This window comes from Bradyrhizobium sp. GW821-FHT13H05 (assembly GCF_058804065.1).
This window is the reverse complement of record NZ_JBXAPO010000016.1, coordinates 25,656-49,703: the sequence shown is the minus strand read 5'-3', so window position 1 is coordinate 49,703 and position 24,048 is coordinate 25,656. Positions and strand designations below refer to the sequence as shown.

Below are 24,048 nucleotides of genomic sequence, written 5' to 3'. Positions count from 1 at the left end.
GCCTGCCGCTTGGCCTGCCTTGATCAGCGCTGGACTGACCCTGCCTGCGATGCGGCCGCTCCTCCTGCTGAGGAGACCGGATTGCTCGGCAGCCCGCATCACCGCCTCGAAGCGTACGCTGCCCGGTAACCGCTGTAGCCCCCGCGTTGTCGGCTCTTTTGTCGGAGCTCTTGCCACGGCAATCCTCATGTTGAACCAATTGACTTATTGTTGAACATGCAACTCCATCTCGTCAGCTTCAAGACGCTGTGCCTATCGAACGGTCTCAATCCCGGCCAGGATGAGATCGACGCCGGCAAGAAACTGCGCGCGGTCGTCGTGATCGCGCAGCTGGGCGGCCATCTTTCGCACGAACGGATATTTTGCGGGATCGAGCCCAGCCCATTGCGCCGCGACGGACGTGAGGAACGCCGATCGATCCATGCCGGCAACGTGGACGCGGGCGTTCGCGGCGTTCTGTCCGGCGACGCCGAGGATGTAGTGCACCAGCGCAGATGCTGAATCGAATTGCGCGGCCCGGGGCACGCCGAGCGCCTGGAGCCGTCCGCCGACGCTCTCGATGATCTCCAGCATCGCTGGCCGCCACGGCTCGCGGAACAGCTGGGCGCCGACCCAGGGATGCACGTCAATCGCGTCGAACACGCCGAGGGCGACCGCGCGGATCGCCTCGCGCGGCTTTACGCTGCTGACGATCTCGCTCATGACACGCGCGATCACCGCGTCGGTTGCCGCAGCCAGCAGCTCGCTCTTGTCGGCGACGTGCCAGTAGATCGCGCCGCTTCCGGTCGCCAGATGCGCCGCGAGCGCACGAACGGTCAAGGCACCCTCGCCGCCGGCGTCGAGAATCTCGATCGCGGCCTTGATGATCCGCTCCCGGGAGAGTGCGTCGGTACGCCGTTCGGTCCGGTGAATCTTCTTCGCCATGACCGCCATCTTGACATGAATGGAACGACGTTCCAATACTATGGAACGATGTTCCAATAACTACTGGTGAAGGGCCCTCCGATGACACCGCCGGTCACGATTATCGGTGCAGGCCTCGGTGGCCTCACCCTCGCCCGCGTACTGCACCTTCATGGCATTGCCGCGGAGGTCTACGAAGCGGAGGCCTCCGCGATGGCGCGGACGCAGGGCGGAATGCTCGACATCCACGACGACAGCGGACAGCTGGCCATGAAAGCGGCTGGCCTGTTCGAGGAATTCCGCGGTCTCATCCACCCGGGCGGCCAGGCCTCGCGCGTACTCGACCAGCACGCTCAGGTGTTGCTCGACCAGCCCGACGACGGCACAGGCGGCCGGCCCGAGGTGCACCGCGGCTCCCTCAGGCGAATCCTGCTGGACTCCCTGCCCGACGGGACGATCCGATGGAGCAAGAAGCTCACCAGCGTTGTCACGCGCGGCGACGGTCGGCATGAACTGACATTCGACGACGGCTCCAGCGCGAGCACAAACCTTCTGGTGGGCGCCGACGGCGCATGGTCGAAGGTGAGACCGCTACTGTCGAATGCCGTGCCCGACTATGTCGGCACCTCCTTCATCGAGATGTATCTCAACGAGGCCGACGCGCGGCACAAGGCGACGGCTGACGCCGTCGGTGGTGGCGGACTGTTCGCGGTCGCGCCTGGCAAAGGCATCTTTGCGCATCGTGAGCCCGGGAGCACGCTGCACGCCTACATTGCGCTGAACCGGCCCGCCGAATGGATCGCCGGCATCGACTTCACCGACGTCGGCGCCACGACGGCGCGCATCGCGGCCGAGTTCGACGGCTGGGCGCCGGCCCTCACCGCGCTGATCACCGATGCCGACACCCCGCCGGTGTTGCGCATGATCCACGCGCTGCCGAACGACCATCGCTGGGACCGCGTGCCCGGCGTCACGCTACTCGGCGATGCCGCGCATTTGATGCCGCCCGCCGGCGAAGGCGCGAACCTCGCAATGCTCGACGGCGCCGAGCTCGGCAAGGCCATCGCCGCGTGCCCCGACGACATTGAAGCTGCGCTTGCGACTTACGAAGACGTTATGTTCTTGCGCAGCGGAGCAGCCGCGGTCGGCGCGCATCAGATCCTGGAGCTCTGCTTGGGTGAACGCGCGCCGTTCAGCCTGGTGGAGTTCTTCACGGGCATGCGCGAGACGGCGCGCGGTTGAGCCACGCAGTCTCGACAAAACCGCCCGCTAAGGACGGCGCACTTCGAAGTAGGTTTTGCCACCGCGAACAAAGCCCGCGCCCTCGTAGAAGCGCAGGGTGGTCTCCCGCTTCGACCCCGTTGCCAGCAGGACCTTGTAGCAATCGGCCTGCCATGCAATTTCGAGCGCGTGGACAAGAACCCGCCGGCCGAGCCCCAATTGGCGATAGTCGGCGTGCGTGACGACGTTCTCGATCACCCCATAGGATCGGCCGCCTCGGGACAGGTTCGGCACGAGCGCGAGCGTGCACGAGGACACGAGCCGTTCCGCCGCCTGCGCCACGATCACGGTCATGAAGCCCGATGTCAGCAAATTGGACCAGACGCGCTCGGCAGCCGCCGGCTCCAACTGAGGATCATCGGGGTGAAGGTGCCGGTAGAGGTTCAGCGCTTCGGGCAGATCAGGCTCCGCCGCAGCGCGGATGATGGCTTCGGTCATGTGGTGGCACCAGGGATCAGGGTCTCGCAGGGATACTATCAGATCGCAGGGTGCGTTCGCGACAAGTCTGCCGAAGCTGAGATAGTAGGATGGGCGCTATTTCAGCGGCAGAAAAACATCCGCGACCGTCTCATGCTCCGGCACCTCCGGGAAGAAGCTCAGGCGCTGGCAATAGATCGGGAAGTCGCGGGGTTCCTCGCCGCTCGCGGGAAGCCAGTCGCGATAGAGGTAGAGCGCGGCGGGCTCCAGATTGTCGGTGTAGCCGACGACCCGCAGCACCGCGCAGCGGCCGCCAGGGATCTCGCCGACCTTGATCTCTTCGCCATTCGCCTCGATCGGCTGGTCGGTCCCGACACAAATATCCGTGCTGTAGACGGCCGGCGACGAAGGACGCCGTTCGGACCGCCAGACATTGAAGGTCGGACTTGTCCTGGGGTGCAGGCCCGCGGCCTTGCGCCAGGCGATGAACCGCCGGATGGTGTCGCCGAGCGTCGCCGGGTCGCCCCGATGCTCCATGATCGCCACCCGCGTCGGGAGCACATCGCGTATCGTCACGTCGTCAGTGGTAAAAGTCCTCATCAGCTTGCTCCTCGCAATATCGAGAGGCCCGAAGGCCACAAGCCACGGCTCCCAGTCGGGAGAGTTGCGGAACGACGACGGCGATTGCCCGAACCGTTGCCGAAAGGCGCGGGCGAAGGCGTCGGGCGCGTCGTAGCCGGCATCCATCGCGATGTCAGTGACGCTTTCGGCGTCACTATAGGCCAGCCGATGCGAAGCGCGCTTCAGACGGGCCAGCTGGACATAGCGATGCACCGACAACCCGAAGGTCGCCGTGAACTGCCGGTGGAAATGGAATTTCGAGAAGGCGGCGACAGCGCTCAAGCTGTCCAGGTCCAGATCGGCGTCGAGATGCCGGTCGATATGATCCAGCACCCGTCGCATCCGGTCCTGATAGTTTTGCAGCGCCGCCTTCATCGTCCCTCCTCCGTGGCAGCTCCAGTTAGGCGATGGCGGCCGTGATGCGCTCGACCGATCTTGCGGTTTGGCAGGGCCCCGTAGCCCGGATGGAGCGCAGCGCAATCCGGGCTACGAAGATCGTGCGCGTTTACCCGCCCGCCATCAGCTGCTTGGCCAGCGCCATATAGGCCGGCAACGTCACGGGATCGTTGGCGGCGTTGCCGGCGACGGGGTGCGAGGCGTAGCGCGCGATCACCATCTCGGCCCTGGGATCGACATAGATGCCCTGGCCGTGAACGCCGCGCGCCATATAGGCGCCGTGGGCGTTGTGCGTGACCCACCATTGGTTGCGGTAGGACGCGCCAGGCAGGGTGGTGTAGCCGGCCGGCTTGAATTTTTCGGGGTCGCCGCCGCGCGCGATATCCTCGATAACTTGTGACGGCACGATCTGGCGGCCATTGAAGCGGCCGTGATTGCGCATGGTCTCGCCGAAGCGGGCGAGATCGCGGAGCGTCGTGGACAGGCCGCCACCGCCGCTTTCGGTGCCGATGCGGTCGACGTGATAATGCGCGTCTTCTTCCGCACCCATCGGCTGCCAGATGCGCTCGGAAAGAAGATCCGACAGCGTCATGCCACTCGCGCGCCTGATGATCCAGGCGAGCACGTCGGTGTTGACGGTCTTGTAGGCGAACGCCTTGCCGTGCTCGCCCTGCTTTGTCTGCGCGACGAGGAAATCGAAGATCGTGGTGGCACCGTCATAGTCAGGCGGAATCGGCGCCATGCCGTTGGCGCGCCGCAGGCTCCACACGTGCGAGTTCTTGTCGGTGTAGACTTCGGTGTATTCGAGCCCCGTGGTCATATCCATGACCTCGTGCACGCGCGCGTCGCCGAACGCACTCGCCTTCAGCTCCGGCACGTAATCCGTCACCGGGGCCTGCGGATCGATCTTTCCCTCGGTGACCAAGATGCCGGCGAGTACGCCGGTGAAGGATTTCGTCACCGACATCGCGATATGCGGCTTGTGCGGCTTCAAGGCGCCAAAGTAGCGCTCATAGATCAGCTTGCCCCGATGCAGCACCGCGATGCCGTCGGTGTAGGTTTCCTCCAGCATTTTTGCGAACGTCATGGGTCGGCCGTCCATGGTGGTCGAGGCAACCGCGCCAATGTCATGGTCCTTCCGCGGCAGAGGCGACGCGGGCCCTGCCCCGCGCCAGACATTCACGGTCGGCACCAGCTGTCGCACATTGCTCCAGGCCCAGCGCAGCTCGGGAAAGCTGCGGAACGAGCCGTTCTGAAAGGTGATGGTGCGGTCGGGTGCCGGCGGGAAGCCCTTCATCCAGCCGAGCGCTTCGGGATCGGTCTCGGCGGCGGTCGCGGGTGATTGGCTCGAGGCGGTCGCGACAGACATGAACGGCGGCTCCGGAGGGAATGATGCGAACGGCGTATCATGGGGCGGCGCAACCCGCATCCCGCGTTTGTGCCGGGGTGCTGTGCAGTGAACCCTAAGGATGACCCGCCCCGGCGACCGGCCGCGCGCTCCGATCGCTATCTCGTGAACGGCGTCGAGGCGTGCCGATTGACCTGCCTCAACGTGACGAACTCCATTGTGATCCATCGTTTCGTCAGCACTGGCGAAAGGAACGACGACGCATGGCCTACGCAACCACCTATCCCTACACGGGCGAAACCCTCAAGACATTCCCCGCCGCGAGCGATGCCGAGGTCGCCCGCGCGATCGACGCGGCGCATGCGGCCTTCCTCGCCTGGCGGGAGACCTCCTTTGCTGCGCGCGGCGCGATCCTGCAGAAGGCGGCCGACCTGCTGCGCAAGGATGCCGACGACTACGCGAAACTCCTGACGCTCGAAATGGGCAAGCTGTTCGCCGAAGCGAAGGCCGAGGTCGAGCTGTCGGCGAAGATCTTCGAATATTACGTCGAGAATGCCGAACGTCTGCTCCAGCCGGAAAAACTGCATGTCGCCGATCCCGCCGAGGGCGAGGCCGTCATCGTCTGCGAGCCGCTCGGCGTGCTGCTCGCCATCGAACCCTGGAATTTTCCCTACTACCAGATCGCCCGCATCATCGCCCCGCAGCTTTCGGCCGGCAACACCATGCTGCTGAAGCACGCCTCCAACGTGCCGCAGAGCGCGGCGGCGTTCGAACGGCTGATGCGCGAGGCGGGACTGCCCGAGGGCGCCTTCATCAATCTCTACGCGACACGCTCGCAGGTCGAGACGATCATCAACGATCCGCGCGTCCATGGCGTGGCGCTCACGGGTTCGGAAGATGCCGGCGCCGTCGTTGCCGCGCAGGCCGGCAAGGCGCTGAAGAAGTCGACCATGGAGCTCGGCGGCGCCGACGCGTTCGTCGTGCTGGCCGACGCCGACATGGCCAAGACGACCAAATGGGCGGTGTTCGGCCGTCACTGGAACGGCGGTCAGGTCTGCGTCTCGTCCAAGCGCATGATCATCGTCGATGCGGTCTATGACGAATTCCTTGCGCGCTACCGCGAGGGCGTGGCCGGCCTCAAAGCGGGCGACCCCTTCGCCCCCGAAACCACGCTCGCCCCGCTCTCCTCGCAGGCGGCGGCCGATGAAATCAAGGAAAAGATCCGCCAGGCCGTCGCCCATGGCGCCAAGGCGGAGCAGGTCGGCCCGCCCGTCCCCAACCAGGGCGCCTTCGTGCAGCCGACGATCCTGACCGAGATCGACGACGACAATCCGGCGCGCTACTGGGAATTCTTCGGCCCCGTCTCGATGCTGTTTCGCGCCAGGGACGAGAATGATGCCGTGCGCATCGCCAACGATTCCCCGTTCGGCCTCGGCGGCTCGGTGTTCACCTCCGACACCAAGCACGGCGCTGATGTCGCCAGGAAGATCTCGACCGGCATGGTGTTCGTCAACCATCCGACCAAGGTCGAGGCCGACCTGCCCTTCGGCGGCATCCGCCGCTCCGGCTATGGACGCGAATTGCTGGGGCTCGGCCTCAAGGAGTTCGTCAATCACAAGCTGATCGACGTCGTCGACATCGACGCCCCGTTCTGACAGCGCATCGCGCGTCACCCGCGCCGTGCATGGCGCGGGTGACGCACGATGATACTGATCAATCCGGCCTTGACTTACCTCTTTCGCCCAGCGCCACCCATTTGCCGACATCGGGATGCAGCACGAGATTGGCCGAATGGTTGTCGGCTGCGCTGGTCGGGTAATCGACGAACACGTCGATGCCCGACTGCACACCCACCATCACGCCCTGCGCCGACCACGACACGGCGACGTCGACGCGGTAGCGGCCCGGCTTCTCGAAGGCGAAGCCCGCGGTGCTCCAGAACACTTTTGCTGACGCCGTGACGCTTTGGCCGGGCTCGAGCTCGCTCAGTTTGGCGTGCTCGCACAGGATCACGAAGGGCCGCACCGGGCGCTCGCGCCCCTCATCGTCGGTGACGGTCATCAACGCGAACAGCATTCTGCCATGCGCAATCACTGCAGGTACTCTATCGCAGGATCCATGCGAGCGAGCGTGTGAGATGCTTCACACCGAAGGTGTGGCGATTGGAGACGGGCGCACGAAGAGAGTTTCGGCGGCTGGTATGGGCGATTGATTCGGCGCGGTCGGGCACCCACCTCGCTGCAGCTTGCAAACTCGGCATTTCCAGGTATATTACTGGAAATATGTCAGTGGACCGCATGGGAAATTCACAGAAGCGCGCAATTCAGAACTACCGATCCCGCCTCGGCAAGCGCGGTTTGGCGCGCTTCGAAGTGCTCGGCCGGGATACCGACCGCGATCTCATCCGCTCGTTCGCCAGACATTTGTCGGAGGATACACCCGAGGCCTCGGAGCTTCGTGCGGCCGTGAGAAAGTCGATTGCGGGCGAGCCGCCCAAGCCCGGCGGAATTCTTGCAGCGCTGCGTCGTTCGCCGCTCGCGGGGGCCGGCCTCGATCTTTCCCGGCCTCGTGAAAAGGGGCGCAAGGTCGACCTGTGACGCGCTATCTCCTCGACACCAACATCATCAGCAACGTCGTCAAACCGCGGCCATCGGAATCGCTGCTGTCATGGATGTCGATGCAGCGCGACGAGGATTTGTTCATCGCTTCGTTGACCATTGGAGAAATCCGCCGCGGCATTCTGGAGAAGCCGCGCAGCAAGAAGCGCGACATCCTCGACAGATGGTTCTCCGGGCCTGACGGACCGCGGGCGCTTTTTGCGGGCCGCATCCTGTCCTTCGATGACAAGGCAGGACTCGTCTGGGCACAGCTGATGGCCGAAGGCAAAACGGCGGGCAAACCGCGAAGCGCGCTTGACATGATCATCGCCGCGGTGGCCGATGCAAACGAGTGCGTCGTGGTAACGGACAGCGAAAAGGACTTCGCCGGAATCAAGGTCTTCAATCCGGTACGCGGAGGAGTCTGATGCAGCTTGCAGGATGACTGGATTGCAGCGGCCCCGTCGATCTCATTTGTAATCGCCACGGGCCCCGCTACGCTCGATCTCCCCTGCGCTCTGTTCGCGGACAGCCTTAGCAGCCTTCATTGAATGCACTATCACCGTAACGCTGCCGCGCATCAGTCGCGCGATGCGGACAGCCCCGCGAGAAGCGGCGCGTACGCGGCGAGCCTGCGGGATATGAACTCCGTGAAGAGCTGCACGCGCTTGGTCTTGCGTGTCTCCCCCTGTGTGAGCAGCCAGAGCGTTCCGTACATGTGCAGGTCGGTGCCCGGCACCCTCACCAGCAGGGGGTCGGCATCGCCGACGAAGCACGGCAGTGTCGTGATCCCGAGCCCCTGCCGTACAGCAGCGATCTGCGCTCCGGCATCAGTGACCCTGAACGGAACCTCGGCGGCGCGAACCTCACCCGCGCTGGCCCAATCCGGAATGCCATGCATGCTGATGACGATCCACCTGACAGGATCAGGCGCGCCGGCACGCCACGCGGCCAGTCGATCCCTGGACATGTAGACGGCGCCGAACAGCTTCGGTCCCTTCAGGCCATGAAGATTGAGCGGCAGGGTTTTGCGGTCGTAGACGACGCGGATCGCGACGTCGGCCTCCCGATTGGTCAGATTTGCCAGCTCGCCGAACGACAGGATGTCCATCTCGATATCAGGATGCAGGCGCGCGAAATCGGCGAAGTCAGGCATGAGCAGGTGTGTTGCAAGCGGCGGCGCCAGCGTCACCCGCAGAAGCCCGCGCACGCCCTGGTCGCGCCCGAAAACGCGCGTCTCCAGCTGGTGCGACGACGCTTCCATCTGGTCCGCAAACTCGAGGACCTCCTCGCCCGCAGCCGTCAGGCGGTAGCCCGACGGCAGCTTTTCGAACATCTGGACCCCGAGGCGGTCTTCCAGCTGGGCGATGCGTCGCAGCACGGTCGCGTGGTTCACACCGAGGTGCTCGGCGGCAGCCCGCACCGAGCCGCCGCGCGCGACGGCAAGAAAATAGCGAACGTCATCCCAGTCGATCATGGTGCAATCCCGCACCGCGCGGTGCGCCTTCCAAAGCCCGTGTCCAACCCATCGAACAGCATCCCGTATGTGGGGGGCGCGGGGCGAATATTGTAGCCCATGCCGAAAAGCGCCCGACTCTGAACGGCGAACACCGATCGTCGCGGCTGGCGTCAATCGTCCAGCCGGATCGATTTCGCACCACCGATGTGCGCGATTCCGCACTCCACGCCGGACGCCGGCGGCCCCATCTCGGGGTTCTCGGGGGCAGATGCTGCCCCGACGCCACGAACGGAGAAGTTATGGGAAAGCTTGAAGGTAAGATTGCAGTCATCACGGGTGGATCGAGCGGCATGGCGCTGGCGAGCGCCAGGCGGTTCGTCGAAGAAGGCGCCTATGTCTTCATCACAGGCCGGAGGCAGGAGGCGCTGGACGAGGCCGTCAAACTGATCGGCCGGAACGTGACCGGCGTGCGCGGCGACGCGGCCAATCTCGACGACCTCGACCGCCTGTTCGACACGGTCAAGCGGGAAAAAGGCAGCATCGACGTCCTGTACGCGAGCGCCGGCACGGGCGAAGCCGTCCCGCTGGGCGAGATCACCGAGCAGCATTTCGATGCGACCTTCGGCCTGAACACGCGCGGCACGCTGTTCACGGTGCAGAAGGCGCTGCCGCTGTTTCGCGATGGCGGATCGATCTTCATGACCGGGTCGGTTGCTTCGATCAAAGGTTTTCCTGGTTACAGCGTGTATGCGGCGAGCAAGGCGGCGCTGCACGCATTCGCACGCGGGTGGCTCAACGAACTCAAGGGCAGGAATATCCGGGTGAACGTGCTGCACCCGGGGCCGATCGCCACACCGATGCAGGACCAGGTTCTCACCGAGGAAGCGAAGCGGATGTTCGAATCCCTGATCCCGCGGGGAAAGATGGGGCGTCCCGAGGAAATTGCGACAGCCGCGCTGTTTCTTGCGTCGGACGATTCGAGCTTCGTGAACGGGGTGGAGTTGTCCGTCGACGGCGGCTTCTCGGCCATCTGAAAAACGGAGAAGCATGATGAGCTATGCGATTATAGGATTCGGCAAGATAGGCCAGGCGCTCGCCCACGCCTTCGCCCGCAAGGACATCGAGGCCACGGTCGCGAGCCGCCGCCCGCCCGAGGCGTTGGCGCCGCAGGCGCGGGCGATCGGACCCACCGTCGTCGCCAAATCACTGCGGGACGCCCTCGAGGCCGACACCATCATCCTGGCGGTCCCGTTCGCCGAGCATCGCGAAGTTGCGAAGGCCCTGCCGAGCTGGAAAGGCAAGACGATCATCGACGCGACGAACGGGTTTGGAGAAGAGCTGGACGGCCTTCTGTCCTCCGCCGTCGTCGCGAAGGCGTTCACCGGCGCCAGGCTGGTGAAAGGCTTCAATCATTTGGGTGCGACCAAACTGGCGGCCGATCCGGTCGTCGAGGGCGGCCATCGGGTCGTCTTCCTGTCTGGTGACGACGAGGACGCGATCGCTCCCGTGGCGGCCCTGGCCAAACAACTCGGCTTCGCACCCGTCAAGCTGGGCAAGCTCAACGAGGGCGGCGCGCTGGTGCACGCACGCGGCCGCGTTTGGGGGCCGCTGATCTTCCAGGATTTGTTTCGGAAGGAGCAGTAATCGATCTACGACCGTGTGATCGACGCCAAGAGCCGGTCGCGCGCGCTGACTTCTTCGAGCAGCGCGCGACCGAATATTTGAAGGCCACAAAGTCGCGAAGGTTGAGGGCTAGCGGCGTATGGGCGCCGTTCGAAGAGAGATCGTAGGGCGAATTAGCGAAGCGTAATCCGCCATCTTGTGCGCGACCCGGCGAGATATGGCGGATTACGCCTTGCGGCTAATCCGCCCTACGCGACGGCTGCGGGTCAATGACAGGTCTTGAGCTTTCGGTGCAGCCGGATCACTTTTTGGTCGTACCATCAGATGGATGCTCTGCCGACCCGCCGATTTTGTTCGAGACCACGTAGACGTCGACGCCGCTCATCGAGCATTCCTCGCTTGATGCCTGGCTTTTCGTGACGACCTCGATCGTCTTGCCATCCTTGGTGTGAAACGTGATGTCGTAAACCTGCTGGTAGAGGTCTTTGCCGATCTTTTCGGATGCGAGACGAACCGCCTTGGTCTGCGCCTCGATCACGGATGGGATATCAATCAGGCCGGCGTTCTTGAGGTGCACGAGGGCCATGTTGGTGGGCCAACTCGCGCAGTCCGGAGACTTCGCCAGAGCCACCGCAGCCGGCATGGCAAATATTGCGGCCATCACCACTTTCAACGCGGCGCGCATCAATGCACTGATGGTGTGGTCGCCACTTTCCCCGCCGCACTTGTAACGCTTCTCGCCAAGCTTGAGCCTCTGAAGTCCCGTATCGGTCAACAACGTACTCTCCGTTCTGTCACGGCGCGGAGGCCGATCCTCGACATCGGATGATCAGGTGCGCCAGTCCTCGAGCCCGAGGCCGCCGACGCGACCGAACTCCCGCGCATTGTGCGTCACGATCTTCAGTCCACGCCGCAAGGCAGAGGCTGCAAGCAGCAAATCGTAGGCCCCGATGGGAGTCCCCTGGCTGTTAAGGCTCGCTCGCAATTGCGCCGACACGCGAGCATCCTCACGCTCGAATGGCAGGACGGAGATCGTGTTCAGCAGCGTCCTCATCACGTCCCGCACACGTGGCGCCAGGTTGGGATTGCGGACGAGCCCATACTCGATCTCCATCTCGGTGATCACCGAGACGGCCAGTTGCGATGGCGCTTCCTGACGGAGCCGCGCCGCCACGGCCTGCTCGCCACGCGCGAAATCGCTCAGCACGTTGGTGTCGAGCAGATACTTCACGACAATGCGTCTTCGCGCGGCGGCAGCAATTCGTCGCGATGCGACTCGAAGGGTTGAATGTCGGGAGCGCCCTGCCATTCCAGGATAGCCGGCGGCCAGCCGGGACTGCCGAGCGTCTTCTTGTCCAGCCACTCGCGCAGCGCCTTGCGGATCAATCCGCTCCGGGTCTCGCCCAGCGTCTTCGCTGTCTCGTCCAATTCCGCGGCGGTCTTGTCGTCGAGATAAAGGTTGAAGTTCATCAGGAAGCGCCCTCCATGATATAACCTGCATTAGGTTATATCTAGAGACCGATCCTGGGCAAGCAAAATTCCGGCAAGTTGGCCAGGCTGGGCGCTTGCTTGAACTGCGCGCGCAAGGGCTCGACGAGCTTCATGTTCGTGCGCTCGGGCGGTCCGCCGACATTGTGGTGCGACTTGTTCGTGACAGAAGGTCCGCCAGTGGAGGAGACGCTTCCGATCACTTCCGCGACGAAGCGAAGGTGCGCGACCTCCTCAACCGGGCCCGCATCCGATGCTGGATGACAGTGATGGGACGAGCGGCTCTACGGGCGGCGGCAAGGCGGTGGCCGCGAGCTGGCATGACGGATCGGACATTACGTTTTGTGCACTGGACTGCACCCCTGAAGTGAGACACGATAATTACAGTGACAGTGCGGTTGCCATGATGCGTTATCGTGCCTTGTTCTGCGCGAACGCGGTTTCGAACTCAAGGGGCGATTGGTAGCCGAGCGCCGAATGCAAGCGCTCCTTGTTGTAGACCTCGGCGATAAAGCAGTCGATCCGACGCCGGGCGTCCTTGAGATCAATGAAGGCTCTGCCGTTGATCTCTTCGGTCTTCAACGTCTTCATGAAGCTTTCGGCCTTGGCATTGTCGAACGGGTTTCCCGGCCTGCTCATGCTGATGGTGATGTCGCGATCGGCAAGCCGCTGGCGATAGGCGATGGAGGCGTATTGCACGCCACGATCGGAGTGATGGATCAGGCTGCCGGGGGCCGGTCCCCGGGCCACGATGGCTTTCTCCAGTGCGGCAATGGCAAGCGAGGCATCGAGCGTGTCCTCAAAGACCCAGCCAACAGCCTTGCGCGAGAACGCGTCAAGAATAACGGCGAGATAGGCAAAGGTCCTGGCGAGGTGCACATAGGTGATGTCGGCGACCCAGACTTGATCGGGGGCTGACGGCACGAGGCCGCGCACCAGATTGGGGACGACGAGAACGCCCGTTGGCCGCGCCGCAGGTGGCTTCAGGAATGGCGCCTTGCGCTGCGCGAGAAGATTGTCTTCGCGCATAAGCCTCAGGACTTTCTTGGCATTTACGACCATACCTTGGCGCCGGAGAGTGGCCGCCACGCGTCGGTGGCCGTAGAAGGGATGCTTGAGGCAAATACGCTGAAGCTGGTCGCGCAGCTCGCACTCGGCGGTCTCACGACTGCGCCTGTTGAGATGCCGGTAATAGGTCGCGCGCGGCAAGCCCGCCAGATGGCAAAGGCGGCGCACGTCGGCGTGAGCGTCGGTTGCCTCCGATGTCATGGCTTGGATGACTTCGATGATGCGGATGCGGGCTTGCCTTGCGCTGCCGGCCGCTCCAATGCGCGCAAGGCTTGCCGAAAAAAATCGAGGTCCATCTGCTGGCGGCCCACCAGCTGTTCGAGCTCGGCGATACGGGCATTCGCGCGCGCGAGGGCGGAGCGCTTCTCGTCGTATGTTGCGAGCGGCTTGAGCTTGCGGGGACCGGGCTTAGGCCCTGGCTTCCGGTTCAAACCATCCGGCCCATCGGTGTTCCAGGCCTTGATCCAGTCATGGAGAATCTTGCGCGAGATACCAAGATCGCGGGCCACAGGGAGGACGCCTTCGCCCCGCTCAACCCGCTTGATCGCCTTCAATTTGTACGCCGTCGGAAACTGACGCTTCTTTCCTCGTCCTGCCACAGGTCATCCTCGAAATGCCTGTCACTGTAATTATCGTGTCTCACTTCAGGGGTGCAGTCCAGCACTGTCACTGTAATGACAGATACCATCATGGACCATGATGGTACAGAACCGACCGAAACGGAGCCCCTAAAAACGTGCCCTCGGCGAACACGCCGGTGAATGACTTTGTCACGAACATGCCGATATGCGGCTTGTGCGGCTTCAGCGCGCCGAAATAGCGCTCATAGATCAGCCTGCCCCGATGCAGCACGGCGATGCCGTCGGTGTAGGTCTCCTCCAGCGTGTTTGCGAACGTCATGGGCCGGCCGTCCATCGTGATGGAGGCCACCGCGCGGATGTCCTGGTCCTCGCGCCGAAGCGACGACGCCGGCCCTGCCCCGCGCGAGACGTTCACGGTCGGCACGAGCTGGCGGATGTTGCTCCAAGCCCCAGCGGAGTTCTGGGAAGCTGCGGAAAGAGCCGTCCTGAAAGGTGATGGCGCGGTCCCGCGACGGCAGGGGCGCTTGTCATTGTGCCGATGAGTTGCACTGTGCTCGAACGATCCCACGCGCTGGCATCAATTGGATAAAACTGTCGCGCGGCGGAGTCGCGCCTCCTCGTGCATATTGACCGGTGTGGCGTCGAGGACTCGCATCACCATCCCAGCGAGAAAACGGCTAGGCGAGAGTTCAGCTGGAGTGCGATCTTTAAGAACTGTCACCTTCGGAAGGCCCTCGATGTCTTGATCGACTTTGGCATCCGGCATGGATGCGGGTAGGTCCTCCTCCTCAGGCTCCGGCCCGGGCTCCAATATTCCTGCTGAGGATTGTTCTATCTGCGCTTCTGGCGATGCGACATCGTCTGCATATTCCATTAAGATGAGACATGTCGCGTGGTACGCGTCATCTTCTCGCCCAAGCTTAGCGAGTAGGTCGAACAACCAATCCGCAGTCTTAGGCTCCTTTTGAAGAATGTCAGAGCGGAGCCCAAACACGAAACCAAGAGCTGCGAGTGGATGCCGTAGCCGGAGATTCTTGGCGTCGCCGTACGACTCCTCGATCCTATTCGGGGCATTCTTGCCGTACGAAGAATCCATCCGCTTTGTTGATACAAGCAACTCGGGACCGGTCGCCCAGTCTGTAACAATTACATCAACTTGCTTTAGGTAATTCTTTCCGAGTATGGCTGCCGACGATGAGGTGACGTTGGGGATCGACGTGTTCTTTGACACGCGATCCCTGACTTGCTCACGGAGCTTCCCCGGTAGCGCCTTGATCAAGGCTGCTACCGCGGCAGGAAGGATGCGCGGATTGCTGGGCCTAGGCCAAACTTTATCTGGTTCAAAACCCGCCCTGCGAAGTTCATAGCTGAGCCATACGTCGAGAGCTAGCGCAGGCACTCCAGATTGAGTTTCCGCGTTGAGGTGAAGGGGAACGTCAAGTAACCGCTCGAGCGTCTCGTAGTCCGGTTCGAAGCACAATTTCCTGTCTGGACTAATGATCCAAGGATTGCTGTGCTTCCCGCCAGGCGCTGCGCTGGCGACAATACGGTCGAAGAAGACCCATGCTTCAGCTTTCTTAGACGGTTTGGCGGCCACTAGCTGCTCTCGCGTTGCGGCGGCTGGCAAATCTGCCCGTGTACTTGCCGAATGCTGTTGCACTCGTGACCGCGAAATTAATCAACATAATGCCGCCAACGCTGAAGCGATCCGATTGCACCTTCCAGCTCGTCGCAATTCATTTTCCCAATCGCCGCGATCGAAGGAAAGACAATCCGCCCAGCCTCGCGAGGCTCTAACTTCAACATTCCTCCACCAAGTGCATGACCTTCGAGCTCGCAGCTCAACCTCACAAACGGCGATGACCATTGCGGCAACCGCTTGCGCGCTAGAGCCTGGTCTCTCACACGGACCGAGTGAACGCTATTAGTGCAGGATACACCAGCGGCATTCCCAACAAGATTAACGTTGCGTCCAGACATGTAGCTCATGACGAAGTCAGGAATTTGGACATCGGGCACCACGTACCATGGCGCACGGTTGCGGCACTTATACCCTTGCCTTGCCTCGCGGCCAGCACTGCTGTCGAGATAGTTGCTCACCGAGGTCGGAAGCGGCTGATCGCGCGGCAGCTTCAACAGCAGCATCGGATCGTCGTTCCGTTTCCAGTTGTCAACCGTGGCCTTTGTGATCTGCTTGTCTGGCATTGCCCGACCATTGCGGAGCGACGGCTGCAGAAATGCAGACGGGATACGCAGGAGCTTTGCATCCGATGGCCTGAGATGAAAGAATTCGTTGTCTCCGCTAACGTAGCCAATCCCGACCGCCGCAAAATCAGCCAGCCGATGCGTTTGAGGATCAGCAAGCGCTGCGGCATACAGGCTGCGTACCGACGCGGGCAGTAAATAGGGACGCAGGCGCTGATTCCAGACGCTACGCCATTCTTCCAAGTCGACCCTAACGGTCGGCTTCGGCCGCACCTTTCCCGGCACGAAAGTATCGACAACGGTCAGGTCAATTGCCTCGGCCTTGCCGCCAAAGCCCTCGGCATAAAGCAGCCAGCAGTCCTCCGAGAGCGTCGGAAATAACTTCCTACGTACGGCAATGATCTGCACGATAGAGAACGACGCGATGAGATAGTCGAGCAGCGGCGCCGCGTAAGGCGCATGACCAATCTCCGCTGGCACGACAAATGCCATACGGCCGCCGCGCTTCAATAGGCCGGCGGTCGCAACGATGAACGGCGCCCAAGAAGAGGTCAGCCCGCTGAAGCGTGCACCCAAATTGAGGCACATGTCCAATGCACGATGCCGCACCTCGCCCTTGAACGTCTGATAGCGAATGAAGGGAGGATTGCCCACCGCACACTCGAACCGTTCACGAGTTTCGACAGCCCAGGTGAAGAAATCGCCCTCGTGCACCTGCGCACCAAGTGCACGCTGAATCGCGCGATGGGCCGAGACAGGGTTCTGCTCGACGCCGACGCTGTTTCGGTGAAGGGCCAAGAATTGCCCATCGCCACAAGAGGGGTCGATCATACGGTCGGTGGATTTGCGGCAAGCCCAGGCGACCAGTGCTGCACTTACATCACCGGGGGTAAAGTAAGCCCCCGAGCGCTTCTGCGAAAATTCAGGAGAAGTCCCCACTATCGTACTCCACCCTATTCAGATCGACCGTCCGCAACCGGAAAATGTGGGAACATAACAAGAACAAAATCGATCGGCAACCACAATCTGGAATATTCGGATTCGCAAGGTTAAACAATGCCGCTAGAGGCCAAGCAAACCGAAGAGCCGCGGTTTTGGGCGTCAGTCTCTGCTTTGACTTGACTAAGCTTCCACTCCGGCAGCCACCTCACTCCCACTCGATCGTCCCGGGCGGCTTGCTGGTCACGTCGTACACCACCCGGTTCACGCCCTTCACCTCGTTGATGATGCGCGTGGCGGTCTCGCCGAGAAACTTCATGTCGAACTGATAAAAATCCGCGGTCATGCCGTCGGTCGAAGTCACGGCGCGCAGGCCGACCACAAAGTCATACGTGCGGCCGTCGCCCATGACGCCCACCGTCTTCACCGGAAGCAGCACGGCAAAAGCCTGCCAGATGTCGTCGTAGAGGCCGTGCTTGCGGATCTGGTCGATGTAGACGGCGTCGGCCTTGCGCAGGATGTCGAGTTTTTCGCGCGTGATGTCGCCGGGGCAACGGATGGCGAGGCCGGGGCCCGGGAACGGGTGGCGGCCGACGAAGATTTCGGGCAGGCCGAGCTCGCGCCCTAACTTGCGCACCTCGTCCTTGAACAACTCGCGCAAGGGTTCGACGAGCTTCATGTTCATGCGCTCGGGCAGACCGCCGACATTGTGGTGCGACTTGATCGTCACCGAGGGGCCGCCGGTGAAGGAGACGCTCTCGATCACGTCGGGATAGAGCGTGCCCTGCGCGAGGAAATCGGCGCCGCCGATTTTCTTGGCCTCCGCCTCGAACACCTCGATGAAGAGACGGCCGATGGTCTTGCGCTTGGTTTCGGGATCGGTGACGCCTTCGAGCTCGCCCAGGAACTGTTTTGAGGCATCCACGTGCACGAGCGGGATGTTGTAGTGGTGGCGGAACAGGTCGACGACGGTCTTGGCCTCGTCGAGACGCAGCATGCCGTGATCGACGAACACGCAGGTGAGCTGGTCGCCGATGGCTTCGTGGATCAAGACGGCCGCGACCGCTGAATCGACGCCGCCGGAGAGGCCGCAGAGCACCTTGCCCTTGCCGACCTGGGCGCGGATTTTTGCGATCTCCTCCTCGCGGAAAGCGCGCATGGTCCAGTCGCCGGAGAGGCCTGCGATCTTGCGCACGAAATTGCGGATGAGCTTGGCGCCGTCGGGCGTGTGCACCACTTCGGGGTGGAACATCAGGCCGTAATATTTGCGCGTCTCGTCCTGGATGATCGCGAACGGCGCGTTCGGCGAGGTGCCGGCCACCGAGAAGCCCGGCGGCATTTTTGTGATGCGGTCGCCATGGCTCATCCAGACCTGGTTCTTGCCGCCGGGCGACCAGACGTCCTCGAACAGCTTGCTCGGCGCCTTCACCTCGACATCGGCGCGGCCGAATTCGCGGTGATGGCCGCCCTCGACGGTGCCGCCGAGTTGCTCCGCCATGGTCATCTGGCCGTAGCAGATGCCGAGCACCGGCACGCCGGAGGCGAAGATCAGTTGCGGGGCGCGGGGCGAGCCGGCCTCATGCACCGACTCCGGCCCGCCGGAGAGGATCACCGCTTTCGGCTTCATCTCCTTGAAGGCCTCTTCGGCCTTGTTGAACGGGACGATCTCGCAATAGACGCCGTCCTCGCGCACGCGACGCGCGATCAGCTGCGTCACCTGGCTGCCGAAGTCGACGATGAGAATCTTGTCATGCGCCGAGGCCACGGAGGGCGTCGACGCGGAGCGGTCGTGCTGTGCTGCTGTCATGGCAAGCAAATACGCGACGTGCGACCTGCCCGCAACCGCGCGGGGCACGCACCCACATCCTTCTTTGGGCATGGACAAACGGATATAGGTAAGTATTATTGACCTAATTTGCCCGGCTGACCAAACAGGGGCCAATCAGGGAGAACGTCATGTCACAGCACCATCAGCCAGCAACGCTTGCCGCGCTTGGCCGGACCTGGGTCGAGGCCTGGAATGCGCGCGATCTCGAACGCGTGCTCACGCTCTATGCCGAGGACACCGTGATGACCTCGGACCGGATTCCGGTGATGGGGTTCGATGCCAGCGGCACCGTGCGCGGCAAGGACAGCTTGCGGGCGTATTGGAGCAAGGCGCTTGGGCTGCTGCCGGAGCTGCACTTCTCGCTGATCGATGTGTTCGTCAGCCCTGACAGCGTCGTGGTGTTTTACGCCAACGAGCGGGGGAAGAAGATCTGCGAGTATCTGCGGGTGAATGATGCGGGGCTGATCGTGCAGGGGTCGGCGAACCATTTGGTGCATTGACGCTTGCGCGCGTTGCTGTCGACGCCCCGCTTGTCGTGTGCAGACGGTGCCGCCTCGCCCACCGCTGTCATTCCCCGCGGAAGCGGGGAATCCAGTACGCCGTGGCTTCCCCGTATCACGGCGCGGCCTCTGGAATACTGGATCGCCCGCTTTCGCGGGCGATGACACCGTGAGTGAGGCGTGACCGTGCCACAAGCGTCATTGCGAGGAGCTCTTGCGACGAAGCAATCCAGACGGCCGCCGCGGATGCATTTCTGGATTGCTTCGCTGCGCGCGCAATGACGGAGACTGGGGCGAACGCGTGCGCTAACAACGGCGCCGCCGGCTCTGACACAGGATACCCCGATGAAACTCCCCACCCACCCCTTCACCGTCACCGACTGGAGCAAGGTCGAGCCGACCATTCATGCCGGCGAGACCGGCCAGGCGCTGTGGCGCACGCTCAACATCGGCGATCTCCGGGTGCGGATGGTCGAGTATTCGCCGGGCTATGTCGCCGACCATTGGTGCGACCGCGGCCACGTCATCTACGTGGTCAAGGGCGAGCTCGTCTCGGAGCTGCGCGACGGGCGCAAGTCCACGCTGACGGCCGGGATGAGCTACCAGGTCTCGGACTTCGGCGATGCAGCCCACCGGTCCTCGACGGCGTCAGGTGCCACACTTTTCATCGTCGATTGAGGTGCGCCGGAGAGGTTAATTTGCACCGCAAAATAGAAAACCGGCACGACGTACCGGGTAACGGGTGGTGCCTTGAAGTGGCCCAAAATTCTCGCTATATTGTGATCATCGATACTTGGCCGAACGACTGGGCCGCTTCGCTTCGTTGCAGACGGGCGCGCACGCTTCCAGATGAATTCTCCAAACATCGACTCATCAGGGTTATGGGCGCAGCGATGCGTACCGGCCCGCGTGCGTACCCTCATCTAACTAACTAAAGGAAATTCCCATGGCTATGGGCACCGTGAAGTGGTTCAACACCCAAAAGGGTTATGGTTTCATCCAGCCGGACGACGGCCAGAAGGACGTGTTCGTTCACATCAGCGCCGTCGAGCGCGCTGGCCTCTCCTCCCTCAACGAGGGTCAGAAGGTCTCGTTCGACATCGTCGCCGATCGTCGCAGCGGCAAGTCCTCGGCTGACAATCTCCGCGTCGGCTGACGCCCGCGCACCGTTCTGACCACGGACGTACCGGCAGAACGCTAGAAAAAGAAAGCCCCGCGAACTTCGGTTCGCGGGGTTTTTGTTTTGGGCGGGCGCCCCGGAATGACAACGTTGATCAGCCGCCCTTCTTCAGCACCGAGACGAAGAACCCGTCCGTGCCCGTCCGGCGAGGCGTCAACAGCCAGCCTTCGGGCGATTGCAGCGCGGCATCCGCAAACGCCTCTGCCTTGTCCCAGAGCACGCTGGCGGTCTGCTCGGGCGGCACGACCGCGAATTCCGGATGGCGGGCCGTGAACGCCCTCACCTGCTCGCCGTTCTCTTCCGGCAACACCGAGCAGGTGATGTAGGCGATGCGGCCTCCCGCCTTCACCAGCGGCACGGCGCGGTCCAGCACCTCGGCCTGGTCGCGCAAGCGGATCTCCAGCGCGCCTGGCCGCATCCGCCATTTGGCGTCGGGGTTGCGGCGCCAGGTTCCGGTTCCCGTGCAGGGCGCGTCGATCACGACGAGGTCGGCCGAAGCGTGGATGTCGGCAAGCGTATCGGCCTCCCCCTTGGGCGTGCGGACATCGGCATTGTGGACGCCGGCGCGCGACAGGCGTTCGTGGATCGGCGCAAGCTGGCGCTTGTCGCTGTCGGTCGCGATCAGGCGGCCCTTGCCCTGCATCATCGCTGCGAGCGCCAGCGTCTTGCCGCCGGCGCCGGCGCAGAGGTCGATCACCTGCTCGCCGGGTTTTGCCGCGGTCAGGCTTGCTGCAAGCTGAGATCCCTCATCCTGCACTTCAACGGCGCCCTTGATGAAATCCTCCTCGGCCTGGATGCCGGGGTTGCGCGCATCGGCCGAAAGCGCGATGCGCAGGCCGGTTGCGGACCAGGGCGTCGGTTCTGCATGAAGATGAGCAAGCGCCTTCAGCACCTTGTCGCGATTGGATTTTAGCGTGTTGACGCGCAGGTCCAGCGGTGCCCTGCTCGCCATCGCCGCCGCTTCCGCCGCGCGCTCCTCGCCGAACGCTTTTGCCAGATGGGAATCGAGCCATTCGGGATAGTCGCCGGCGATGGCGGCGGGCGCGTCCTTGAGGGAGCGATGGCTGAGCGCCGCCTGCTCGGCCTCGGTCAGCGGCGCCGGCGCGAAGCGGCTGCCGTCGAACAGAGCGGCCATCGTGGCCGCATCCATGTTGCGCTCGAGGCGGAGCATGCCGATCAACCGGGCGCGTGCGGTATCGGCGTCCATCAGATAAGCGCTCGAGGCGTAACGGCGCAGCACGTCCCAGACGAGGCCGGCAATGGCGGCGCGGTCGCCGGAGCCGGCAAAGCGGTGCGCGGTGCCCCACTCCTTCAGCGCCTTGGCCGCGGGCACGCGGTCCTTCTCGATGGTGTCGATCAGTTCGATGGCTGCGGACAGCCGGGCAGCGGGAGTCATTTGAATCTTTCAGATGAAATCGGACTCGCAAGAGTCAGATCAGCAAGAGCATTTTCAGTGCGAAGTAGATCCACATCGCCAGCAGCACCAGCACGCCGGCGAGCCAGATCATGGAGCGGCGGCCGAGATCGTTGGAGGAGACGAACACGCCGGCATGGGCAAACCGCGTCACCACGAACACCCAGGACATCAGCACGATGAAGAGATCAGCATGACGCAACGGAAGCGCCAGTGCGATCAGGGCGTAGAACAGCACCGGCAGCTCGAACTGGTTGCGGTAGCAATTGGCGATTTGTGTGGCGCCCTTCGGCCAGTTCGGCTCGCCCAGCGCAATGTCGCGGATCTTGGTCTCGCCGGAGACCAGCGCCTTGCGGCGCCCGAACACCATGCCGATCAGGAGCGCGAAGGTGAGACCGACCTGCACGAAGACAGGCAGCAGGATCATTTGGACAGACATCGGAACTTTCCCGTATTGCGGAACGCCGCGGACCGTCATTAGCCGCGACCGTTGGCGCTGACAATCGACGAGTTGAACCGGCGTTCCCGATCCGGCGACCAAATGTCGATAGTTAAAGCGATTCAGCCCGTTTGGGCGCAAGGCGAGCTACCGCCATGAACACCCTCTTCAGCCCGGCCGCCAGCCTGATCGGCGCGTGGTCCGAATCCGCTGACGGTCAGCTCGGCATGCTGATGTCGGCGCTATCAGGCATCGCGGCGGCCCTCGCGGTCGCGCTGGCGATGACGGTCTACTTCCGCCTGAGCTACCGGAGCTGGCGCGACGTCGTCAGGCATGGCCTCGCTGCGCTCGCCGCCGTCGCCCTGTTCACCTTTGCCGCCTACGACATGCGCCATGCCGCGCTCGCCTATCTCGGTCTCAACCCGACCAAGCCCGCGGTCGAGTTCGAGATCCGCATGCCCCGGGAGACGCTGACGGCTGTAACCGATACCCAGATCGAGCTGCACACCGACCGCAACCAGACGCTGGCGCTGGTCGACGGCGTGCGCGACCTCGCCGACGGCCGCGCGCTGCTGCGCGGCGCAGTCGTGCTCAATTACCGCACCGTCGACCGCGTGCTGGTGGTGAACCTGCCCAGCAAGGGCACGTTCGAATTCCGCCTCCGCCTGCCCGCCGAGCCGCATCGCACCGAGCAGTTCGGCCCCTGGCATCTCGCCGATCGCATTGCATCGCCGGTGACAGGCGCGGTCGCCCCGCAGGACGCCTTCACGATCCGCTATCGCGTGCTTTAAACTTTGTTTCATGGCGATGCATGCCCGCGCCGTCATCGTTCCGACGTGTGACAATGCGTATCCTGATCGCATGTCCGAATTTCGCCTCACCCAGATTTCCGACACCCATCTCGGCCGGCGCTTTCCCGGCCTGATCGCAAACTTCGATCGCGTCTGCGAACACGTCGATGCGAACAGACCCGACCTCGTCATCAACACCGGTGACGTCTCCTTCGACGGACCGACCAGCCGCGATGACGTCGCATTCGCGAAAGGCCTGCACGACGCCCTGCCCGTTGCCTGCCGCTATTTGCCGGGCAATCACGACATCGGCGACAATCCGACCGCGATCGGGCCGGCGCCAAAACCGCCGGTCATGGAAGCGCACCGCCGGCAATTCTGCGACATCATCGGCGAAGACCATTGGTCGTTCGAAGCGGCCGGCTGGCACTTCATCGGCCTCAACACGCTGGTGATGAATTCCGGCCTTGCCTTCGAGGCCGAGCAGTTCGACTGGCTGTCTTCCGAAGTGTCGCACGTGAACGGCAAGCCGGTCGCGCTGTTCCTGCACAAGCCGCTGTTCCTCAACCTGCCCGACGATCCAGAGACGCCCGAGACCTCGATCCGCTACGTGCCGCAGCCGGCGCGGGCGCGATTGATCGAGATGTTTGCGTCTATCGATCTGCGGCTTATCGCCAGCGGCCATGTGCACCAGCGCCGCGACTTCACCTGGCGCCACACCCGCCACGTCTGGGCGCCGTCGGTCGGCTTCAAGATCAACGACCAGCGCCAGGACCGCATCGCGATCAAGGAGACCGGCCTCGTCGAGTATCGCTTCCGGCCCGACAGTCTCGAGGTCCGCCACATCAGGGCAGCCGGCCAAGCGGACATCGATATCGAAGAGATCCTCGCCCAGATGGGACCGCACTAGCTCAATCCGCGGGCAGTATTCCTTACCATCATACCTTAGTGCATCAAGTTTGACTTGAGG

27 protein-coding genes and 1 pseudogene are annotated in these 24,048 nt (G+C 63.1%); 11 read left to right on the top strand and 17 right to left on the bottom strand.

What is annotated here, in order from left to right; translation table 11 throughout:
- Positions 1-252 precede the first annotated feature (252 nt).
- Positions 253-924, bottom strand: coding sequence for a TetR/AcrR family transcriptional regulator (locus AC1RR3_RS32290; protein ID WP_492828277.1), 672 nt, complete (start codon positions 922-924; stop codon positions 253-255).
- Between the two features lie 81 nt (positions 925-1,005).
- Here AC1RR3_RS32290 and AC1RR3_RS32285 point away from each other — a divergent pair, with 81 nt between their 5' ends.
- Positions 1,006-2,145 (top strand): FAD-dependent oxidoreductase, encoded by a 1,140-nt coding sequence (locus tag AC1RR3_RS32285; RefSeq protein WP_492828275.1) that lies wholly within the window; start codon positions 1,006-1,008, stop codon positions 2,143-2,145.
- Positions 2,146-2,172: 27 nt separating this feature from the next.
- Here AC1RR3_RS32285 and AC1RR3_RS32280 read toward each other — a convergent pair whose 3' ends face one another.
- From AC1RR3_RS32280 to AC1RR3_RS32270, 3 genes are all read right to left on the bottom strand, one after another.
- Complete coding sequence (locus AC1RR3_RS32280; RefSeq protein WP_492828274.1) at positions 2,173-2,622, bottom strand: GNAT family N-acetyltransferase; 450 nt, start codon at positions 2,620-2,622, stop codon at positions 2,173-2,175.
- A 96-nt stretch (positions 2,623-2,718) separates the two neighbouring features.
- Positions 2,719-3,597: an AraC family transcriptional regulator gene (locus AC1RR3_RS32275; RefSeq protein ID WP_492828272.1), complete on the bottom strand. Its 879-nt coding sequence runs from the start codon at positions 3,595-3,597 to the stop codon at positions 2,719-2,721.
- A 130-nt stretch (positions 3,598-3,727) separates the two neighbouring features.
- Complete coding sequence (locus AC1RR3_RS32270; RefSeq protein WP_492828270.1) at positions 3,728-4,987, bottom strand: serine hydrolase domain-containing protein; 1,260 nt, start codon at positions 4,985-4,987, stop codon at positions 3,728-3,730.
- Positions 4,988-5,148: 161 nt separating this feature from the next.
- Here AC1RR3_RS32270 and AC1RR3_RS32265 point away from each other — a divergent pair, with 161 nt between their 5' ends.
- Positions 5,149-6,621, top strand: coding sequence for an NAD-dependent succinate-semialdehyde dehydrogenase (locus AC1RR3_RS32265; RefSeq protein ID WP_492828268.1), 1,473 nt, complete (start codon positions 5,149-5,151; stop codon positions 6,619-6,621).
- A gap of 58 nt (positions 6,622-6,679) precedes the next feature.
- Here the strand turns inward: AC1RR3_RS32265 and AC1RR3_RS32260 are convergent, their stop codons facing one another.
- Positions 6,680-7,042 carry a hypothetical protein gene (locus AC1RR3_RS32260; protein ID WP_492828266.1) on the bottom strand — a complete coding sequence of 121 codons (363 nt, stop codon included), beginning with the start codon at positions 7,040-7,042 and terminating at the stop codon, positions 6,680-6,682.
- A 221-nt stretch (positions 7,043-7,263) separates the two neighbouring features.
- On the opposite strand from AC1RR3_RS32260, the gene AC1RR3_RS32255 reads away from it, so the two are divergent.
- Entirely contained in the window at positions 7,264-7,563 is a 300-nt protein-coding gene (locus AC1RR3_RS32255; protein WP_492828526.1) for a hypothetical protein, read from the top strand.
- Positions 7,560-7,991 (top strand): type II toxin-antitoxin system VapC family toxin, encoded by a 432-nt coding sequence (locus AC1RR3_RS32250; protein WP_492828264.1) that lies wholly within the window; start codon positions 7,560-7,562, stop codon positions 7,989-7,991. The genes AC1RR3_RS32255 and AC1RR3_RS32250 overlap by 4 nt, the downstream gene beginning before the upstream one ends.
- Before the next feature lie 152 nt (positions 7,992-8,143).
- Here AC1RR3_RS32250 and AC1RR3_RS32245 read toward each other — a convergent pair whose 3' ends face one another.
- Positions 8,144-9,040 carry a LysR family transcriptional regulator gene (locus tag AC1RR3_RS32245; protein ID WP_492828262.1) on the bottom strand — a complete coding sequence of 299 codons (897 nt, stop codon included), beginning with the start codon at positions 9,038-9,040 and terminating at the stop codon, positions 8,144-8,146.
- 281 nt (positions 9,041-9,321) lie between these two features.
- On the opposite strand from AC1RR3_RS32245, the gene AC1RR3_RS32240 reads away from it, so the two are divergent.
- A complete protein-coding gene (locus AC1RR3_RS32240; protein WP_492828524.1) occupies positions 9,322-10,056 on the top strand; it encodes an SDR family NAD(P)-dependent oxidoreductase in 735 nt (244 codons plus the stop codon).
- A 16-nt stretch (positions 10,057-10,072) separates the two neighbouring features.
- The gene (locus AC1RR3_RS32235; RefSeq protein WP_492828260.1) at positions 10,073-10,666 is read left to right on the top strand and encodes an NADPH-dependent F420 reductase; all 594 of its coding nucleotides are present in this window, start codon (positions 10,073-10,075) and stop codon (positions 10,664-10,666) included.
- A gap of 280 nt (positions 10,667-10,946) precedes the next feature.
- Here AC1RR3_RS32235 and AC1RR3_RS32230 read toward each other — a convergent pair whose 3' ends face one another.
- From AC1RR3_RS32230 to guaA, 9 genes and pseudogenes are all read right to left on the bottom strand, one after another.
- The gene (locus tag AC1RR3_RS32230) at positions 10,947-11,420 is read right to left on the bottom strand and encodes a hypothetical protein (protein WP_492828258.1); all 474 of its coding nucleotides are present in this window, start codon (positions 11,418-11,420) and stop codon (positions 10,947-10,949) included.
- A 54-nt stretch (positions 11,421-11,474) separates the two neighbouring features.
- Complete coding sequence (locus tag AC1RR3_RS32225; protein ID WP_492828256.1) at positions 11,475-11,876, bottom strand: type II toxin-antitoxin system VapC family toxin; 402 nt, start codon at positions 11,874-11,876, stop codon at positions 11,475-11,477.
- Positions 11,873-12,115, bottom strand: coding sequence for a ribbon-helix-helix domain-containing protein (locus AC1RR3_RS32220; protein WP_492828254.1), 243 nt, complete (start codon positions 12,113-12,115; stop codon positions 11,873-11,875). The genes AC1RR3_RS32225 and AC1RR3_RS32220 overlap by 4 nt, the downstream gene beginning before the upstream one ends.
- Before the next feature lie 429 nt (positions 12,116-12,544).
- A complete protein-coding gene (locus tag AC1RR3_RS32215) occupies positions 12,545-13,402 on the bottom strand; it encodes an IS3 family transposase (protein WP_492828252.1) in 858 nt (285 codons plus the stop codon).
- Complete coding sequence (locus AC1RR3_RS32210) at positions 13,399-13,800, bottom strand: transposase (RefSeq protein ID WP_492828250.1); 402 nt, start codon at positions 13,798-13,800, stop codon at positions 13,399-13,401. The genes AC1RR3_RS32215 and AC1RR3_RS32210 overlap by 4 nt, the downstream gene beginning before the upstream one ends.
- A gap of 145 nt (positions 13,801-13,945) precedes the next feature.
- A pseudogene (locus tag AC1RR3_RS32205) lies at positions 13,946-14,297 on the bottom strand (6-aminohexanoate hydrolase); the annotation flags it as partial.
- Positions 14,298-14,359: 62 nt separating this feature from the next.
- Complete coding sequence (locus AC1RR3_RS32200) at positions 14,360-15,379, bottom strand: hypothetical protein (protein WP_492828248.1); 1,020 nt, start codon at positions 15,377-15,379, stop codon at positions 14,360-14,362.
- Positions 15,380-15,456: 77 nt separating this feature from the next.
- Positions 15,457-16,926, bottom strand: coding sequence for an Eco57I restriction-modification methylase domain-containing protein (locus AC1RR3_RS32195; protein ID WP_492828246.1), 1,470 nt, complete (start codon positions 16,924-16,926; stop codon positions 15,457-15,459).
- A 208-nt stretch (positions 16,927-17,134) separates the two neighbouring features.
- Positions 17,135-18,733 (bottom strand): glutamine-hydrolyzing GMP synthase, encoded by a 1,599-nt coding sequence (gene guaA / locus AC1RR3_RS32190; RefSeq protein ID WP_492828244.1) that lies wholly within the window; start codon positions 18,731-18,733, stop codon positions 17,135-17,137.
- Between the two features lie 149 nt (positions 18,734-18,882).
- On the opposite strand from guaA, the gene AC1RR3_RS32185 reads away from it, so the two are divergent.
- The 3 genes from AC1RR3_RS32185 to AC1RR3_RS32175 all read left to right on the top strand — a co-directional run bounded on the left by AC1RR3_RS32185 (position 18,883) and on the right by AC1RR3_RS32175 (position 20,410).
- Positions 18,883-19,254, top strand: coding sequence for a nuclear transport factor 2 family protein (locus tag AC1RR3_RS32185; RefSeq protein WP_492828243.1), 372 nt, complete (start codon positions 18,883-18,885; stop codon positions 19,252-19,254).
- A 345-nt stretch (positions 19,255-19,599) separates the two neighbouring features.
- The gene (locus tag AC1RR3_RS32180; protein ID WP_492828241.1) at positions 19,600-19,932 is read left to right on the top strand and encodes a DHCW motif cupin fold protein; all 333 of its coding nucleotides are present in this window, start codon (positions 19,600-19,602) and stop codon (positions 19,930-19,932) included.
- 268 nt (positions 19,933-20,200) lie between these two features.
- Positions 20,201-20,410 carry a cold-shock protein gene (locus AC1RR3_RS32175; protein WP_008141931.1) on the top strand — a complete coding sequence of 70 codons (210 nt, stop codon included), beginning with the start codon at positions 20,201-20,203 and terminating at the stop codon, positions 20,408-20,410.
- Between the two features lie 118 nt (positions 20,411-20,528).
- On the opposite strand, the gene AC1RR3_RS32170 is transcribed toward AC1RR3_RS32175, so the two are convergent.
- A complete protein-coding gene (locus AC1RR3_RS32170) occupies positions 20,529-21,830 on the bottom strand; it encodes an RsmB/NOP family class I SAM-dependent RNA methyltransferase (protein ID WP_492828236.1) in 1,302 nt (433 codons plus the stop codon).
- A 34-nt stretch (positions 21,831-21,864) separates the two neighbouring features.
- Positions 21,865-22,287, bottom strand: coding sequence for an MAPEG family protein (locus tag AC1RR3_RS32165; RefSeq protein WP_492828234.1), 423 nt, complete (start codon positions 22,285-22,287; stop codon positions 21,865-21,867).
- Between the two features lie 155 nt (positions 22,288-22,442).
- Between AC1RR3_RS32165 and AC1RR3_RS32160 the strand changes: the two genes are divergently transcribed.
- Together AC1RR3_RS32160 and AC1RR3_RS32155 are read left to right on the top strand one after the other, a co-directional pair.
- Positions 22,443-23,078, top strand: coding sequence for an acriflavin resistance protein (locus AC1RR3_RS32160; protein ID WP_492828232.1), 636 nt, complete (start codon positions 22,443-22,445; stop codon positions 23,076-23,078).
- 70 nt (positions 23,079-23,148) lie between these two features.
- A complete protein-coding gene (locus tag AC1RR3_RS32155; RefSeq protein ID WP_492828230.1) occupies positions 23,149-23,988 on the top strand; it encodes a metallophosphoesterase family protein in 840 nt (279 codons plus the stop codon).
- The last annotated feature ends 60 nt before the right edge of the window (positions 23,989-24,048 follow it).